Raw genomic sequence first — 17129 nt, 5'->3', positions numbered from 1 at the left:
GTGTCAGCCGAGGGGCCCGGGCTATAGGGTGAAAGTCTCAGCCTAGTCCGCAGATGTGATCGCAAGGGGACCCATGACCGCACAGTGGAGCACCGAGGAGCCGACGCCCGCCCGGCCAGGGACGGTCTTCCCGATCCGTCGCATGACCCTCGGCGAGGTCCTCGGCGGCGGGTTCACGATGATCAGACACTCCCCCAAGGCTGTGGTCGGCGTGCCGTTCGCGGCCGGCATGATCAGCTTCCTGCTCTCTCTGGTGATGTACGCCACGATGCCCATGGGCGGATTCATGCGACTGATGTATGACCCCATGGCCTTCGAGGACGAGGAGCTGCTGTTCTCGCTGTTCTCCAGCATGGGGTTCTGGAGCGGGATGATGGCGATCTCCGTGGTCCAGTACCTCGTGCTCACGGTGGCCTTCGCACTGATGGTGATCCCGACCCTCCGCGCCGCCTACGGCTATCGGACGGGTTTCATGCAGGTGCTGCGCCTGCGCGCTGACAGGATCGGCTGGCTGCTGCTGCACATCGTGGTCATGAACGTCCTGCTCTTCGTGGTCGGTCTGGCGGTCATCGCCACGACGGTGATCACCGCCGTCGTCACCATCGGGTTCGGTCTGATCGTGGCGTTCCCCGGCCTGCTGCTCCTGGCGGCCTGGCTCACGGCGGGACTCATGTACGCCCCCCTGGTGGTCCTGGTGGAACGTCGGGGCCCTCTGGCGGCGATCGCTCGCTCCTGGCGGCTGAACCGCGGCCGGTGGTGGATCAACATCGGCACGGTGGCTCTGATCTATCTGCTCCTGGTCGTGATGACCCTGGTGGCCTCCCTGCCGATGGGCATCGTCGCCGGCATCGGCGGAGAGATGGCGATGACCTCTCCGGAGGGAGGCACCGGTGCCTCGACGGTGCTCTTCGTGCTCGCCTCCTTCTTCGATTCCGCGGTCAGCGCGATCTTCCTCGGCCTGGCTGGTGCTCTGGTCTCGGTGATGTATCTGAACTGCAGGATCCACCAGGAGTCCGCGGACGTCACCCTGCTGGCCGCCGCCGAGGGCGCCTCCGACGACGGCACGGTGATCCCTGCCTCATTGGAGCATCTGGGCGAGCCGACCGTGACCTCGGGGCCCCCGTGGGGAGCGCCGCAGCCGGGGTGGGCGGGCTACGGACAGGGGCCCTTCGGCCAGCCGCGCCCCGGTCCGGACCCGTACGGGCAGAACCCGTATGGCCAGTCTCCGTATGGCCAGTCTGCGTATGGCCAGTCTCCGTACGGGCAGAACCCTTATGGCCAGGACCCCTCCGGCCAGGCGCCTGCTGGCCAGAATCCCTACGGGCAGAACCCGTATGGACAGAACCCGTATGGACAGAGCCCTTATGGACAGAACCCATATGGACAGAACCCTTATGGACAGAACCCGCACGAGCAGGATCCCTCGGGCGGGGACCCTTACGGCAGGCCGCCCCAGGACCCCCGCGGCCAGCCAGGGTCCGACGACTCCGGCCGTGACGGGCAGGGCCCGGACTTCGGGCAGCCGAGGTGAATCCCGCCCATGCTCCTGGTCGCCATCACTCCTCCGACGGACCTGCCTGGTCCGGTGCCGTCGCCGCTGAGCGCCTCCACGCCCCTGACGCCCAGCCCCGATGAGGGGCGGGAACTGCTGGAGCGCGAGCTCGCGGACCCGACGTACCAGAGGGAGTTCACCGGGCCGGTGCGACAGGCGATCGAGGACTTCCTCGCGTGGCTCAGTGACCGCATGGGCTCCATCGGCGGCGTCGACATCCCCTATGGTCCGCTCATCATCATGGTGCTGCTCATCGCGGCGATCGTGCTCATCATCCTGCTCGTCCGACCGCGGCTGCAGCGGACCGGCGGCGCCGACGAGGCGCTGACGATCGAACCGGGCATCAGCAGCGACGAGCTGCGCGCTCGGGCCGAGGAACACCGACGGGCCGGCCGCACCGACGAGTGCTTCCGGGACCTGTACCGTGCGGTGGTCCGGGCTGCCGAGGAGCGAGAGATCCTCACGGAGCTCATGGGACGCACCGCCACGGAGGCGGCCCGTGAGCTCACCGCTGTCTTTCCCTCCCATGGGCCGCGGATCGGAACCGCCGCCGAGCTGTTCAACCTCTCCCGCTATGGCGGCCGCTCACTGACCGCCCAGGACTGTGAGGACCTGAGTGGGCTCGACGCCACGCTCGCTGCGGCCGAGCCCCAGACATCCCAGTCCCCGGCAGCGCCTCAGGTGGTGGCGCCACGATGACCGCACCGATCCCGCAGCGGTCCGGAGCCCCGTCCTCCCCCGTCCTCCCGGCGCCGGACGACGCCGCGCCCCGTGAGTCCCAGACCCGGCCGCCCACGGTGCGAAACCTGTCCGCCGCGCTGCGCTCGACCCTGCGTCGCTGGCAGTTGTGGCTCCTGCTCGTCATCATCGGGGTGCTGTTCTCCGTCGTGGTCCAGCTGCTGTCCGTGGAGGACCAGGAACGTTACGGGCTGAACAACACCGAGCTGGACGGCTATGCCGCGATCGCCGCGGTCCTCCAGGACCAGGGAGTGGAGATCCATCCTGCCTCCACAGCAGAGAGCGCGCGCGCTCTGCTGGAGGACATGCCCGAGGCCTCGATCGTCGTCCACGAGGACCGCTGGGAGGCCAGCCGCTCGCTGACCCGCGATCTCCGTTCCCAGGATCGGCCCCGAGTGTGGATCACCCCGTCGGCCGCCACCCGCGAGGAGGCGCTCGGCGGGTTGGCCCCCGCCCGGGCGATCCCGCACTCCTCCACGACGGACGTGCCCGAGGTGCTCGACGCCGGGGAAGACTGCACGGTGCCCGCGGCTCAGCGCGCGGAGACGATACGCGCCCCGGGCCAGCTGTACGACGTCAAGGCGGGGTGCTTCCTGGGGCGGCCCGACCCCACGCAGGACGACGTCGGTCGCGTGCTCGCGGCCACCGACGCCGGCCTGGTCTTCGGTGCTCCCGATGCCTTCACCAACCGCCACATCACCTCCGAGGGGAACGCGGCGCTGGCCCTCGGCCTGTTCGGCGAGCAGTCCGATCTGATCTGGTACACCCCGTCCGGCGTGGACACGCTGTCCGCCGACGAATGGGCCTCCCCCTGGGACTTCATGCCGGACTGGGTGGACATGCTCACCTGGTGGCTGTTCGTCTGCGCGCTGCTGCTCATCCTCGTGGCCGGACGCCGCCACGGCCCGGTGGTGGTGGAGCCGCTGCCCGTGGAGGTCCCCGCCTCCGAGTCCGCCGAAGGGCGAGGCCGGCTCTACCAGCAGGCGGACGCCTCCACGGAGGCCTCACGGACGCTGCGCTCCGCGCATCTGCTGCGCCTGGCCCGACTCCTGCGACTCGGCCCGGGCACTCCGGAGCAGCAGGTGATCGGCGCCGTCGCGGCCCAGACCGGACGGAGCGAGCAGGAGATCGCCCGCACCGTGGACGCCGCTGCCGTCAGCGGCAACACCGCCATGGTGAGATATGCCCAGGGGCTGGCCGCCCTGGAGGACGAGGTCCGGATCCGGCTCGGCCATGGGCCGCGTCAGATCCTCCGTCCGTCGCAGACGCCGCCCGCCCCGCAGGATGCCGCAGCATCACACGACGGCCCGACACCACACGAAGACCCCACACCGCCGACCACGCCGAGGGAAGAAGCACCGTGATCCCACACCAGTCCGACCAGACTCCGCCACAGGCCCCCGCTCCCCAGGCCCCTGCTCCCCAGGGCTCCACCCCGCACCCGGCCGCAGCGGCCAACTCCGGGGTCGGCGCCATGGACACGCTCCGCGACCGTTTCCACCAGGTGCGGCACGAGGTCGCCAAGGCCGTGGTGGGCCAGGACGGGGCGGTCACCGGTGTGCTCATCGGGCTTCTGGTGCGCGGCCATGTGCTGCTCGAGGGAGTGCCGGGCGTGGCCAAGACGCTGCTGGTCCGGGCGATGTCGGCGTCGCTGTCTCTGAACACGGCCCGGGTCCAGTTCACCCCGGACCTGATGCCCGGAGACGTCACCGGCTCGCTGGTCTACGACTCGGCCACCGGTGACTTCACCTTCCGGGAGGGGCCGGTCTTCACCAACCTGATGCTGGCCGACGAGATCAACCGCACTCCGCCGAAGACACAGGCCTCCCTCCTGGAGGCCATGGAGGAACGGCAGGTCTCGGTGGACGGGATCGGACGCCTTCTGCCGGACCCCTTCCTGGTGGCCGCCACGCAGAACCCAGTGGAGTACGAAGGCACGTACCCGCTGCCGGAGGCGCAGCTGGACCGCTTCCTGCTGAAGATCACCCTCGAGCTGCCGCAGCGCGGCGAAGAGATCGAGGTCATCCGCCGCCACGCGGCCGGCTTCAACCCCTCCGACCTGGCCGACGCGGGGGTGCGTCCGGTCGCCTCCGAGGAGGACGTCAGGGCCGCCCGCCGGGAAGTCTGGGCCTGTCCCTGGCTCCTGAGGTGATCGCCTACATCGTGGACATCGCCCGGGCCACCCGCCAGGCGCCCAGCTTCCAGCTGGGGGTCTCCCCGCGCGGAGCGACCGCGCTGATGAACTCCGCGAAGGCGTGGGCCTGGCTCTCCGGGCGGGACTTCGTCACTCCCGACGATGTCAAGGCGCTGGCGCTGCCCTGCCTGCGGCACCGCGTCTCGCTGCGCCCGGAGGCTTCCATGGACGGAGTCCGCGTCGACGATGTGCTGCAGGGCATCCTCGCCACCGTGCCGGTGCCCCGCTGAGCCCTCGCCGCCCTGTGCCCTTCTCCCTCCGACCACCTGATGTGAGGATCCCTCCATGGTGCTGACCCGCCGCCTGCTGTACGTCGCTCTGGCGCTGAGCGTCGTGGTCGTCGCGCTCCCCGTGGCCTGGGCATGGTGGACCTGCCTGACGCTGCTGGTGGGGCTGGTCGTCGTCGACATGATGCTGGCCGGCTCCCCGCGGCAGGTCCGGGTGGAGAGGGTCCCCGGCGCGGCGGTCCGGCTGAGCCGCACGACGACGGCGGAATCGGTGCTCCATCACAGCGGCCGCCGGCGGCTGCGCGGCTCCGTGAAGGACGGCTGGCAGCCCTCGGCCGGGTCGCTGCGACCGGTGACCCCCGTGGACATCCCGCCGGGCGGACTGCGGCGGGTCAGCGTCCCGCTGCGCCCGAGCCGCCGCGGCGACCTGGCGAGCCAGCACGCTGGCGGTCCGTTCCCTGGGCCCGCTGGGGCTCGCCGGCCGGCAGGTGGTGCACCGTTCCAGGCACCTGCAGCGGGTGCTGCCTCCGTTCCGGTCCCGCAAGCACCTGCCGTCGAAGCTGCAGAGGCTGCGTGAGCTCGACGGCCAGACCGCGGTGCAGATCCGCGGGGCCGGCACCGAGTTCGACTCGCTGCGGGACTACGTGCGAGGTGACGACGTCCGCTCCATCGACTGGCGCGCCACCGCCCGTCGGCGCACCGGCGCCGGGCACAATCTGGTGGTGCGCACGTGGCGCCCCGAACGTGACCGGCGGGTCATCCTGTGTCTCGACTCCTCCCGCACGTCCGCAGCCCGCATCGACGACGAGCCGCGGCTCGACACGGGCATGGAGGCCTCCCTGCTGCTCGGGGTGCTCGCCGCCGGGGCCGGAGACCGGGTGGACTTCATCGGTTTCGACCGCGGCATCGTGGCGCGCGCCCGCTCGTCGTCGTCGGGTGACTTCCTGCACCAGATGGTCAACGCGATGGCCACCATGGACCCGGAGCTGGTGGAGGCGGACTTCTCCCAGCTGCCCTCGCATGTGGAGGCCATCAGCTCCCAGCGCGCCCTGGTGGTGGTGCTGACCTCGTTGGAGTCCGGCTCCCTGGAGGAAGGGCTTCTGCCGGTGCTGCCGGCCCTGACGGCCAAGCATCTGGTGCTGTTGGCCGCAGTGCGCGATCCCGACCTGGACCGGAGGACGGTGGAACGGGCCACCGCCACCGAGGTGTACCGCGCGGCTGCCGCCGAACGGGAGATCATCGAGCGAGAGGCGAAGAAGGCGCAGCTGGTCTCGATGGGGGTGGAGGTCGTGGACGCGACTCCGCATGAGCTGCCGCCTCAGCTGGCCGACACCTACATCCGGCTCAAGGCCACCGGTCGGCTGTGAGCCTTATGTCCGCCCCACCTCAGCGGACCCTCACCGCCCCTGCTCCTCCGGACTGGGAGCGCACCGGGCGGCTGTGAGACCCTGGAAGGCGTCATGAAGGTACTTGCTGCGATGTCCGGAGGCGTGGACTCGGCCGTGGCGGCCGCCCGCGCCGTCGACGCCGGCCACGAGGTGGTCGGCGTCCATCTTGCCCTCTCCCGCATGCCAGGGACCCTGCGCACAGGCTCCCGCGGCTGCTGCACGATCGAGGACTCCTCCGACGCGTGGCGCGCCTGCGAGAAGCTCGGCATCCCGTTCTACGTCTGGGACTTCTCCGAGCGCTTCAAGACCGACGTGGTGGACGACTTCATCGCCGAGTACGCGGCCGGTCGGACCCCCAATCCGTGCATGCGTTGCAATGAGAAGATCAAGTTCGAAGCGCTGCTGGACAAGGCGATCGCGCTGGGCTTCGACGCCGTGGCCACCGGCCACTACGCCTCGATCGTCGACCGCCCCGACGGTACCCGGGAGCTGCACCGGGCCGCCACCTGGACCAAGGACCAGTCCTATGTGCTGGGCGTACTGACCACCCAGCAGCTGGCGCACTGTCTGTTCCCGCTCGGCGACACCCCGTCGAAGGAGCTGGTGCGCGCCGAGGCCGCCGAGCGTGGCCTCTCCGTGGCGAAGAAACCGGACTCCCATGACATCTGCTTCATCCCCGACGGCGACACCCGCGGCTGGCTGGCCGAGCAGATCGACCTGCAGAACGGCCCCATCCTCGATCCGGCCGGTGAGCAGATCGGCGAACATGAGGCTCCCAGGCCTACACCGTGGGTCAGCGGCGCGGGCTGAAGCTCGGCCGCCCCGCCCCCGACGGCAAGCCCCGGTTCGTGCTGGAGATCCGGCCGAAGGACAACACGGTGGTGGCCGGCCCCCAGGAGCTGCTGGAGATCGACCGGCTCACCGGCATCCGACTCTCCTGGGCCGGCCCCGCCGTGCAGGAGGCCGAGACCGGTGACTGGTTCCCGGTGGATCTGCAGATCCGGGCCCACGCTGACCCCGTCCCGGCCCGAGCGCGGGTCCAGAGGGCCGACGACGCCGTCGGCTCACCCGACAGCGACGGCCTGGACAGCGACGCAGGCGGGAACAGCGTGGAACGGCTGGTGGTCGAGCTGGAGGAGCCGCTGCGCGGCGTCGCTCCGGGACAGACCGCCGTGATGTACCAGGGCACGCGGGTGCTGGGCCAGGCGACGATCGACACCGCCCGGTCGAAGAACTACCAGCCCGCCGTCGGCGCCTGAGGCGGTTCTCCGGCGTGTCTGAGGGCAGATCCCGACCGTGGGCGCCGCCGGATCGACGTAAGCTGGAACCATGACTTCGAGCCCTGATCAGCGCGCCGGCGACGCCGCCCAGCACGTGGACCCGGAGGTCCTGGAGGATCTGTTGGCGATGCGCGCCAGCATCGACAACATCGACGCCACGCTCGTGTATCTGCTGGCCGAACGGTTCAAGGCCACCCAGCGGGTGGGGGTGCTCAAGGCCCGTCATCAGCTGCCCCCGGCGGATCCGGCCCGCGAGCGAAACCAGATCGCCCGGCTCAAGCGCCTCGCCGAAGACGCCCAGCTGGACCCGGAGTTCGCGGAGAAGTTCCTCAATTTCATCATCGAGGAGGTCATCCGCCACCATCAGGCGATCTCCGCCTCCGAATCGACCCCCGACCCGTCCCGCCCCGGCGGCTCCCGTGAGGTTCGATGAGCGGGCGTACCCGACCCGAGGCTGAGCAGGCCGAGGACACACGCCCACAGGCGGTGCTCGCCACGGCCGACGGCGTGATGCCCGGCGACCAGTCCCTGGTCTCCTCCCAGCGGTTGGAGGAGGAGCTCTCCGGCCACCTGCCGGCCCTGGCCGAGCTGCCCGCCCGCGGCCACCACGCCACCCTGCGCGGACGCGCTATCGCGATGCTGGCCGAGCTGCCTGCGGAGCTGACCTCCTACGGCTGGCGGCTGGTGGACCGGCCCGGGGCGGACCATCGGCGTGCCGTGCAGCTGCTGCGCGCCGACGTCGACACTCTCGCCGACGTGCGAGGGGCGCGCGCGGAGGACGGCGGCGACGACCAGCCCGCGGAGCTGGTGCTGCACCTGCTGGGACCGGTCAGCCTGGCCGCCCAGCTGGCGCTGCCGGGCGGGGAGAAGCTGCTGGTGGACCACGGGGCCCGCCGGGATCTGGCCGACTCGCTGGCCGCGGGAGCCGCCGAGCACCTGGCCCACGTGCGCCGGTCCTGCGCTCCTGCCGCGCTGCGGGTGGTGCTCCTCGAGCCTGACCACCAGCGGGTGCGCACCGGCTCGGTGCCCACGGTCAGCGGCTACCGGACCATCCGCGCCCTGCCCCGGGATGAGACCCGTCGCATGATCGGCGTGGTCGTGGAATCGCTGCGCGCCGCCGGGGCTGACGAGGTGCTGCTGGACCTGGGCGAGGCGCCCCTGCTGGAGCATGTGGAGGACCACCGAGCCCCCACCGGCACCCGGGTGGACGGCTTCGGCCTGCCCGTGCCGGCCCTCACCACCGGCGACTGGGAGCGGGTTGCCGGGCTCGTCGAAGAGGGCACCCGGTTCCATGCCGGACTGCTGCGCTCCGTCCCCCGGTCGATGCAGGAGACGCCGCAGGTCAGCGTCCTGGCCCGGCGGCTGAGCGAGCCCTGGCAGGCGCTGGGGATGCCGTCGTCGTCATTGGCGGCGCTGTCCGTGACGCCCCTGGCCTCCGCGGCCCGGGACCAGCTCGCCGCGGTGAGCGAGACCGATGCCCTGCGGCTGGTCAGCCGCACCCGGAACGCCGCCGAGGCGCTCACCGACCAGATGACGGCATGACCAGATGACGGCATGACCAGATGGAGGCATGACATGAGGACGCCCACCAGCACTGATCTGCGCGACGAGATCCTCCTGCGCTTCATCCTGCAGAAGTTCGACCAGCTCGTCACGCTGGTGGGGTCCCTGGAGGAGGCCGACGCCGGCCGCGACCTCGGCGAGCACACGGGCCCCGAGGTCTCGACGAACTCGGCGGTGCAGCTGCTGGTCCATGTCTGCGGCGTCATGCGTCGCTGGTCGTCGTCGGTGAACCTGGGCGTGCCGGTGCCCCGCGACCGGGACGGGGAGTTCACCACGCAGATGCCGGCCGCCCAGGCACTGGAGCTCGCCGCACAGGCCCGGGAGGCCTTCCTCGACGACATCGCCGCCACCGACTGGTCAGCGGCGCCCGCCGCCCTCCCTGCGGGCCGGGACGAGCAGTGGACCGTCACCTGCCATGGTGTGCTGCTTCATGTCTTCGAGGAGATCTGTCAGCACCTGGGCCACGCCGAGATCACCCGTGACGTGGTCACCGCCCGGCGGCCATCCCTGCCGCCCGAGCCTGCGCGATGATTCTCGGCAGGGCGGCGGCGAGCGCCTCGACGTCGTCGGCGGTGGTGGTGTGCCCCAGAGTGAGGCGCTGGGCGCCGCGAGCCTGATCCTCGCTGAGCCCCATGGCCAGCAGCACATGGGAGGGCCGCGGCACACCGGCGGTGCAGGCAGACCCGGTGGCGGTGTCGAAGCCGGCCATGTCCAGCATGAACAGCAGCGAGTCCCCTTCGGCGCCGTCCACGGTCAGGTGCAGGTTGTTCGGCAGGCGGCGCTCCGGGTGGGTGCGCGGGTCCGGACCGCGCAGGGTCACCCCCTCGACGTCGATCACGGCCTCCAGCAGCGTGTCCCGCAGCGCGGCGATCCGGGCCGACTCCTCCACCCGCTGGGCGACGACCTCCTCGGCGACGGCGGCGAAGGCGCACAGTCCGGCGGCGTCCAGAGTCCCGGAGCGGATGTCCCGTTCCTGTCCCCCGCCGTGCAGCACCGGAGTCAGGGGGACGTCCCGGCGCACCCAGCAGCGCGGCGATCCCCACGGGGCCGCCGATCTTGTGCGCGCTGACCGCCAGCGTCGCCGCGCCGCTGGCGGCGAAGTCCACCGGCTCCGCTCCGACGGGCTCGCCGCCGAAGGCCTGGACGGCGTCCGAGTGCAGCGGGATGCCGTATGCGGCGCAGGCTCGGGCGAACGGGGCCACCGGCTGCAGGGCCCCGGTCTCGTTGTTGGCCCACATGAGGGTCGCCAGCGCCACGGACTCCGGCTCCTCGGCGATCAGCTCCTCCAGCAGGGCGCAGGAGGCCTCGAGGTCCAGCACACCGTCAGCGCCCACCGGCAGGAGGACCAGTTCGGCGTCCTCCTGGGACTCGAGCCACTCGGCGGTGTCGAGCACGGCATGGTGCTCGATGCCGGGCAGCAGCACCCGACGACGGCGGGGATCCTCCGCTCGGCGGCTCCACCAGAGGCCCTTCAGCGCGAGGTTGTCCGCCTCGGTGCCGCCGGAGGTGACGATCACCTCGCTGGGGTGGGCGCCGAGCGTCGTCGCGAGACGGGCCCGGGCCTCGTCGACCTCCAGGCGGGCACGGCGTCCGGCCCCGTGCAGCGAGGCCGGGTTGGCCAGCCGGGGCATCATCTCGGTGAGCACGCGCACTGCGGTGTCACGGACCGGTGTGGTGGCGGCATGGTCGAAGTACCGGGAAGGACTCGTCATCGTCCCCTGATTCTACGAGCTCCCCGGCGACCGGGCTGGCAGGGCTCTCACCGCCGATGTCCGCGGTGGGCTGATCCGTGGCCGCCGACGGGCGGGGCGGCAGGATCAGGCGCTATCGTGAGGGAGCGATGAGCAACCAGTCCTCCCCCGGAGTCCCCGGCGCAGACCTCTACGGCGTGCTCGGCGTGCCTCCGGAGTCCGATCTGAAGACCATCCGGATCGCCTACCGGCGCCTGGCCCGGGACAACCATCCGGACAGGGGCGGCTCCGCTGAGGACTTCCACCGGATCCAGGCGGCCTGGGAGGTGCTGCGCTCCGCGGAGTCCCGGGCCGCCTATGACCGGACCCGCCGCGACGGCGGCACCGGCACCGGGGAGTCGACCGACGACGTCGACGCCGTCCGCTACGGTCCCTCCGGCACCTGGGCGGCTCCCAGCGGCCGGAACCGCGGCAGTTCGGAGCGGGGGGCCCAGCGCACCGCCTCGGGCGCTGCGCATCTGCCTCCGGAGTACCGGCCGGCGCTCTCCGATCCCCGGCCGCTCTCCCTCTCTCTGACCAGCCAGCGCGTCCACGGCGAGTTCCGGTCCCACGGGCTGTTCGGGCGCAGCCGGGTCCAGCGCCGCCACGAACGGACGATCGAGGTCCTGCAGCGCCACGTGCTCGACGAGCTGCCGGCGGCCCGGCTGTTCAACGACGTCCACCTCGACGCTCCGACGGTGGATCGTCGGGGGCGCCGTCGCTCCTCAGGAGGCGAACGCGCCGAGCATGTGGTCGTCTGCGGCGACCGGCTCACCGTGGTCTTCGCGCTCGAGGTGCCCACCCCGGCCGCGTCATGGGACGGGCAGGTGCTGCGCGCCGCCGGACGCAGTCTGGCCCTTCCGGATGTCGGCGCTCAGGCTCGCCGGCTCCGGGAGACGCTGACCCAGCGGCTGCTCGACGAACGGGGTCACGAGGTGGTGCTGACCGTGGATCACCAGGTGATGCTCCACTCCCCCGACGGCAGCCTGCTGTCCCCGGTGGTGGAGGCCTCCCGCGGCGGCGCTTCGGCCCCGTCGGCGGCCGGACGCGCCGCGCGAGCGATCGTGGGCCAGCTCGGCACCTCACCGCGGGCCAATGTGGTGGACCGCCATCTGCTGGGGGTCCTGCGAGACCAGCTCGCCTCCCCCGACGAGACGTAGCGGGCGGCGCGCCGGGCCGCCGCACGCGTCGTAGGATGGTCGCCGTGGAGAATCCGATCCGAGTGCTCGTGGACCAGCCGGAGATTCCCGGGAACACCGGGAACCTCATCCGCCTGGCGGCGGTGACCGGCATGCAGCTGCACCTCGCCGAACCTCTCGGCTTCGACTTCGCCGATGCGAAGCTGCGCCGTGCCGGACTCGACTATCACGACCTCGCGGTGATGACCGTCCATCCGAGCCTGGAGGCGGCCTGGGAGGCGCTGGCCCCCGAGCGGGTCTTCGCGTTCACCGGAGACGGCGACACCGGGCACACCGCCGTCGACTACCGACCCGGCGACGTGCTGCTCTTCGGCCGGGAGTCCACCGGGCTGGACGACCACGTCAAGGACGACCCCCGCATCACCGCGAAGGTGCGCATCCCCATGCTGCCCTCGCGGCGTTCCCTGAACCTGGCCAACTCGGTCTCCATCGCCGTCTACGAGGCCTGGCGTCAGCACGGCTTCGACGGCGCCCGCTGAACCTCCTCCGGACTTCCGTCCAGCGGTCCGCCGGCCGACATCCCGCCGACTCCGAGCGTCGGTCCCGGGCGGGGGCGGTCCCGGTCGCTAGACTCACGGAACATGGAGACTGCTTCCCCGCGCCGTGACGGCGACCAGCCTCACCCCGAGGACCAGGAGACGTCGGGGGTGTCCGTCGCGCCTGACGACGCCCCGGGACACGATCCGCGGCAGGATCCCGGCGCACACACCGGGGAGCCTTCCCGGAGCGCCGAGCCGACGACGGCGCCGCAGCTCTCCGAGGACCCGACGCTGGGCGAACTGCTGACCGCCACCGCCCATGGGGATCAGGCCTCCTTCGCAGCCTTCTACGAGGCCACCGCCGACGTCGTCTACGGTCTGGCGCTGCTGATGCATGAGGATGCCGCCGGCGCCGACGCATCCTTGGTGGCCGTCTATCACCACCTGTGGGACCAGGCTGACGTGCGGGCTCGCGACCTGCGGCTGCAGACCGCCGCCTCCGAGACCCTCACCGACGAGCACGCCGAGGCGGAGGCCGACTACCGCCCCAGCGAGTACGAGCTGGTGTTGGAATGGCTGGTGCCGCTGGCCCACCGGATCATGGTGGACAGGTTCCGGGACGGCTCCGTGGCCCCGATCAGCCTCGCGGCGATCTCCGACGGCGGCGGCGTGGCCGGGCTCCCCGAGGAGATCCTCGGCGACTTCGAGGTGCTCTCGGACTCTCAGTCCCAAGCGCTGGCGCTGAGCTACCTCACCGGGCTGACCCACCGACAGATCGCGGAGACCGTCGGCGCCGCCATCCCCGCGGTGAAGTCCCGGCTGCGCGACGGCATGACCCGGCTGCACACCCAGCGCAGCGCCCGCGACGAGGAGTTCGATCCGATCCTCCGGGCCGCCGTCACCCGGCGGGACCTGGAGCGCGGCACCGGGGTCAACCGCAACTTCACCCGGGAGATCGCCGCAGACCTGGACAAGGACCTGCTGGTCGAGCTCGCCGAGGTCTACGCCCTCGACGCCGTCGACGACCGGGAACGCTCCCTGCTGGACGAGATCGTCCTGGATGCTGACGAACGCACCGCCCAGCAGTGGGACACCAGGGTGCTGGCCGCGCGCCGCACCCTGGCGGAGATCTTCACCGCCCACCCGACGGTGCCTCCGGCCCACCTGCTGGAGGAGGTGCTCCTCGACCTCGGGGATCAGGAAGTCGGCATGGGCATGGTGGAGGAGTTCTCCACCCACACGGAGGAGACCGCCAAGCGCGAACCGATCATGAAGCGCTGGATGGTGCTCACCGGACTCGCGGTGGTGGTGCTGCTGGCCGTCGTGCTGGTCTGGCGGTTCACCGGCGGCCAGGACGTGGTCGCCACCGCCGACGGTGCCGAGGACGCCCGGGTGCTCGACGGGCTCGAGCTCGCGGAGGGCGGGACCGCCGAGGCGGTGCTCTCAGCCTCCGAGGACGTCGGCTATGTGGACTTCCAGGATGTGGCGGACCTGGATGGGCTCTCCTACCAGGTCTGGCTGCTGCCCTCCGACGAACGTCCTCCCAGCTCCCTGGGAAGCTACAGCGCCGAAGAGCTGGAGGAGGAGATCATCACGCTGCGCGCCATCGGCGGCTATGAGCAGCTGTTGGTCACCGCGGAGCAGATCCGCGGGGAAGAGAGGCCCACCGGCGAAGTGATCGTGGAGATCCCGCTGCGCGACCGCATCACCGAAGGCCCCCAGTACGGGGGCGGCACGTCCGCCGGCGAGGACGAAGACGACGAGGAATGACCTCCAGGAGGAGTCGACGATGACCGCTGAGTTCACCACCTGCGATCTCTATGACGCCGATGAGAGCCTGCAGTCGGTCTCCCTGCAGATGCAGGACCTGGGCGGGCGGACCCGCTTCGCCGGACCGGTCCGCACCATCCGCTGCTTCCGCGACAACGCCCTGGTCAAGACCACGCTGAACAGTCCGGGCGACGGAGCGGTGCTGGTAGTCGACGGCGGCGGCTCCCTGGAGTCCGCCCTCATGGGCGACATGATCGCCGAGGCGGCAGTCGCCCACGGGTGGGCGGGGGTCGTGATCAACGGCGCCATCCGCGACCGGACCGCCGTCGCTCAGCTGGACCTTGGTGTCAAGGCGCTGGGATCGAATCCGCGCAAGTCCTCGAAGGAGGGCACCGGCGAGCAGGATGTGCCGGTCGAGTTCGGGGGCGTGGTGTTCCGTCCCGGCGCGATGCTGCACGCCGACGAGGACGGCGTCCTGGTCGAGCCCTGATCCTCGGTCGAGCACTGTTCCTCGATCGAGCTCTGCTCCTCCCGGAGGGGCCGGGCAGTGTTCAGAAGCCGGCGAAGGTGTCCGGCCCGTTGACCACGACCCAGTGGAAGTCCTCAGCCAGCCCCCCAGCCAGTCCCTCTGCCGGTCCCTCGGAGGACGTGTCGACGATGCCGGCGGCGGCATGGATCCGCCGCAGACGGGTGAGCACGAACTCCTCCATCCGCGCGGGATCAGGGTGCTGGCTGAAGTGCTGGCGCAGCGCCTCCAGCTTCCTGTCCTCGTAGCCGCTGACTTCCACGCGCAGATTGACCCGCTCCTCCGGGGCGGCCATGAGCATCAGGTGTCGGATCTTGAAGGCCTCCAACCCCTCCTGCTCCGCCAGCTCCGGGAACGCGAAGGGGTTCTCCACCGCCGGATAGCAGGCACGAACCACCGCCTCGCCGCAGGCCAGATGGTCCGGGTGGGACTTCTGCATCCTGTCCCAGGCCCGCTCCGGGTGCGGGGACATCACGACGTCGGGCCGCACCTGCCGCATCACCCGTACGATCTGGCGGATCAGGTCAGCCGTCGGCTCCACCCAGCCGTCCTTCTCGTCCAGGAGGATCACCTCGCGGACCCCGAGGACGGCGGCCGCCTCCTCCTGCTCGGCCTGGCGACGACGCGCCATCTCGACTCGGTCATGCCCGGTCTCGAAGCCGCCGGCATCGCCCGCGGTGAGCAGACAGAGGGTGACGTCCACTCCACGCTCGGCCAGCGCCGCGACGGTGGCGGCCGCGCCGAAATCGACGTCGTCGGGGTGGGCGCCGAAGGCCAGCACGCGGCGGACACCCAGCACGTCGATCAGGGCGTCCGGGCTGTACAGGGTGGAGCGCCGGTCAGAGGTCATCGGAGCCTCACATCCCGCCGAGGGTGACCTCGGCCTCGTGCTCGTCGCCGTCGCGCAGATAGGTCACGGAGACGGTCTCCCCTGCCCGGTACTCGCGGACCGTGGCGGTCAGGGTCAGGCTGTCGTCGATCCGACGGTCATCCACGTGGGTGACGATGTCGCCCTCCTGAAGCCCGCCCTCAGCCGCCGGGGACCCGTCAGCCACCTCCTCCACGTAGGCACCGGTGGTGAAGCTGCCGCCGGACTCCAGCGGCTGCTCGCCGGCGCCCGCGGCGTTCACGGTGACGCCCAGCAGCCCGTGGGAGGCCTCGCCGTCGGCGATGATGTCCTCGGCCACACGCTGGGCGTAGTCGATGGGGATGGAGAAGCCGACGCCGATGCTGCCGGCCTCCGCCTCGGAGATCCCGCCGCCGGTGGAGGCGATGGCCACGTTGACGCCGATGACCCGTCCTTCGGAGTCGACGAGGGCCCCGCCGGAGTTCCCCTGGTTGATGGCGGCATCCGTCTGGATCACGTTGAGGTGGATGGACCCCTGGGACGGCGAGGTCTCCAGGTCGGGGAAGTAGAACTCGAAGCCCTCACCGTCCTCTTCCTCCTCGGGCTCGGGGGCGTCCGGGGTCTCCTCCTCCACGGCGGCGGAGGCCACCGAGATGGTCCGGTCCAGGGTGGAGATGATGCCGTCGGTCACGGTGCCGTCGAGCCCCAGTGGTGCGCCGATGGCGATCGCCTGGTCGCCCACGTTCAGGTCGGAGGAGGCGCCCAGCTCTGCGGGCTCGATGCCTTCGGTGTCCTCCAGCTGGACCACAGCGAGGTCGGAGAGCGGGTCCGTGCCGACCACCTGAGCGGTGCGCACCGAGCCGTCATAGAGCTTGACGTGGATCTCCGCCTCGGCAGTGGCCCCACCGAGGGTGACCACGTGAGTGTTGGTGAGGATGTGGCCCTCGTCGTCCAAGATGATGCCCGAGCCGGAGCCGGCCGCAGTGGAGCCGGCCACCGACAGCGTCACCACCGACGGCGAGGCCTTGGCTGCGGCCGCGGTCACCGCCGTGGCACTCTCCGGGTTGTTGATCTGGATGCCGGAGCCGCCGACGTCGACCTGCTGGTCCCCGCCGAGGAGTCCGACGGCGCCCGCACCTACTCCCCCGCCGATCAGGCCGGCCGCCAGCACGCCCACCAGGAACAGCGGCATGCCGACTCCGCGACGACTCTTCTCCGGCTCAGCGGGAGCCCTGTGGTGGCCAGGGCCTCCTGGACCACCGCTGCTGCCACTGCCACCGGGGCCGCTGGGGCCGCCGTACCATGGCTGGCCGGAGTGCGGGGACTGGCCAGCGTGCGGGGCTGGCCGGAGTGCGGGGACTGGCCAGCGTGCGGGGACTGGCCAGCGTGCGGGGACTGGCCAGCGTGCGGGGACTGGCCGTAGGGGGCCACCTGTGCCTGGTGCGGGTGGGCGGCCGCCCCCGCAGAGGACGAAGCGGACGGCGCTGCCGGAGGCGGGAATCCGGGCTGGGCAGGGCCAGCCGGCCGATAGGGCTGCATCGCCGGGCCGGACGCGTAACCATGCGCCGAAGATGCCGGAGACCCCTGCTGGGGAGAGCGGGGCGCGGCCGTTCCGGGCGCGGGCACGGATCCCGCG

The 17129-nt window shown here is 71.4% G+C and carries 12 protein-coding genes and 4 pseudogenes; 13 read left to right on the top strand and 3 right to left on the bottom strand.

Annotation, left to right across the window (positions count from 1 at the left end; translation table 11 throughout):
• Window positions 1-73: 73 nt before the first annotated feature.
• The 9 genes and pseudogenes from BCY76_RS18480 to BCY76_RS03345 all read left to right on the top strand — a co-directional run bounded on the left by BCY76_RS18480 (window position 74) and on the right by BCY76_RS03345 (window position 9473).
• A complete protein-coding gene (locus BCY76_RS18480; RefSeq protein ID WP_201791068.1) occupies window positions 74-1531 on the top strand; it encodes a hypothetical protein in 1458 nt (485 codons plus the stop codon).
• Window positions 1532-1540: 9 nt separating this feature from the next.
• The gene (locus tag BCY76_RS03380; RefSeq protein ID WP_085437159.1) at window positions 1541-2251 is read left to right on the top strand and encodes a DUF4129 domain-containing protein; all 711 of its coding nucleotides are present in this window, start codon (window positions 1541-1543) and stop codon (window positions 2249-2251) included.
• A complete protein-coding gene (locus BCY76_RS03375) occupies window positions 2248-3654 on the top strand; it encodes a DUF4350 domain-containing protein (RefSeq protein WP_070159225.1) in 1407 nt (468 codons plus the stop codon). Before BCY76_RS03380 ends, BCY76_RS03375 begins: the two co-directional genes overlap by 4 nt.
• 110 nt (window positions 3655-3764) lie before the next feature.
• Window positions 3765-4714: pseudogene (locus tag BCY76_RS03370) on the top strand (AAA family ATPase).
• Window positions 4715-4769: 55 nt separating this feature from the next.
• Window positions 4770-6078 (top strand): annotated as a pseudogene (locus BCY76_RS03365) (DUF58 domain-containing protein).
• A gap of 93 nt (window positions 6079-6171) precedes the next feature.
• Window positions 6172-7358: pseudogene (gene mnmA / locus BCY76_RS03360) on the top strand (tRNA 2-thiouridine(34) synthase MnmA).
• A gap of 70 nt (window positions 7359-7428) precedes the next feature.
• Window positions 7429-7812 carry a chorismate mutase gene (locus BCY76_RS03355; protein WP_070159221.1) on the top strand — a complete coding sequence of 128 codons (384 nt, stop codon included), beginning with the start codon at window positions 7429-7431 and terminating at the stop codon, window positions 7810-7812.
• A complete protein-coding gene (locus tag BCY76_RS03350; protein WP_070159220.1) occupies window positions 7809-8921 on the top strand; it encodes a hypothetical protein in 1113 nt (370 codons plus the stop codon). Before BCY76_RS03355 ends, BCY76_RS03350 begins: the two co-directional genes overlap by 4 nt.
• A gap of 33 nt (window positions 8922-8954) precedes the next feature.
• A complete protein-coding gene (locus BCY76_RS03345) occupies window positions 8955-9473 on the top strand; it encodes a mycothiol transferase (protein WP_070159218.1) in 519 nt (172 codons plus the stop codon).
• Here BCY76_RS03345 and BCY76_RS03340 read toward each other — a convergent pair.
• Window positions 9430-10654: pseudogene (locus tag BCY76_RS03340) on the bottom strand (cysteine desulfurase family protein). The gene BCY76_RS03345 and the pseudogene BCY76_RS03340 sit on opposite strands and share 44 nt — an antisense overlap.
• Window positions 10655-10782: 128 nt before the next feature.
• On the opposite strand from BCY76_RS03340, the gene BCY76_RS03335 reads away from it, so the two are divergent.
• The 4 genes from BCY76_RS03335 (at window position 10783) to rraA (ending at window position 14610) form a co-directional block, all read left to right on the top strand.
• Window positions 10783-11832, top strand: a complete 1050-nt coding sequence (locus BCY76_RS03335) for a J domain-containing protein (protein ID WP_070158828.1) — start codon at window positions 10783-10785, stop codon at window positions 11830-11832.
• 44 nt (window positions 11833-11876) lie between these two features.
• Entirely contained in the window at window positions 11877-12350 is a 474-nt protein-coding gene (locus BCY76_RS03330; RefSeq protein ID WP_237089938.1) for a tRNA (cytidine(34)-2'-O)-methyltransferase, read from the top strand.
• A gap of 102 nt (window positions 12351-12452) precedes the next feature.
• Window positions 12453-14120 (top strand): RskA family anti-sigma factor, encoded by a 1668-nt coding sequence (locus BCY76_RS03325; RefSeq protein WP_139827590.1) that lies wholly within the window; start codon window positions 12453-12455, stop codon window positions 14118-14120.
• Window positions 14121-14139: 19 nt separating this feature from the next.
• The gene (gene rraA / locus BCY76_RS03320) at window positions 14140-14610 is read left to right on the top strand and encodes a ribonuclease E activity regulator RraA (protein WP_070158831.1); all 471 of its coding nucleotides are present in this window, start codon (window positions 14140-14142) and stop codon (window positions 14608-14610) included.
• Between the two features lie 61 nt (window positions 14611-14671).
• Here the strand turns inward: rraA and BCY76_RS03315 are convergent, their stop codons facing one another.
• Both BCY76_RS03315 and BCY76_RS03310 read right to left on the bottom strand, forming a co-directional pair.
• The gene (locus tag BCY76_RS03315) at window positions 14672-15496 is read right to left on the bottom strand and encodes a PIG-L deacetylase family protein (RefSeq protein ID WP_085437158.1); all 825 of its coding nucleotides are present in this window, start codon (window positions 15494-15496) and stop codon (window positions 14672-14674) included.
• 7 nt (window positions 15497-15503) lie between these two features.
• Window positions 15504-16685 (bottom strand): S1C family serine protease, encoded by a 1182-nt coding sequence (locus tag BCY76_RS03310; protein ID WP_070158832.1) that lies wholly within the window; start codon window positions 16683-16685, stop codon window positions 15504-15506.
• Window positions 16686-17129: the final 444 nt, after the last annotated feature.

The organism is Nesterenkonia sp. PF2B19, assembly GCF_001758425.2.
Classification (GTDB): domain Bacteria; phylum Actinomycetota; class Actinomycetes; order Actinomycetales; family Micrococcaceae; genus Nesterenkonia; species Nesterenkonia aethiopica.
This window is presented reverse-complemented; position numbering and strand designations above follow the sequence as displayed.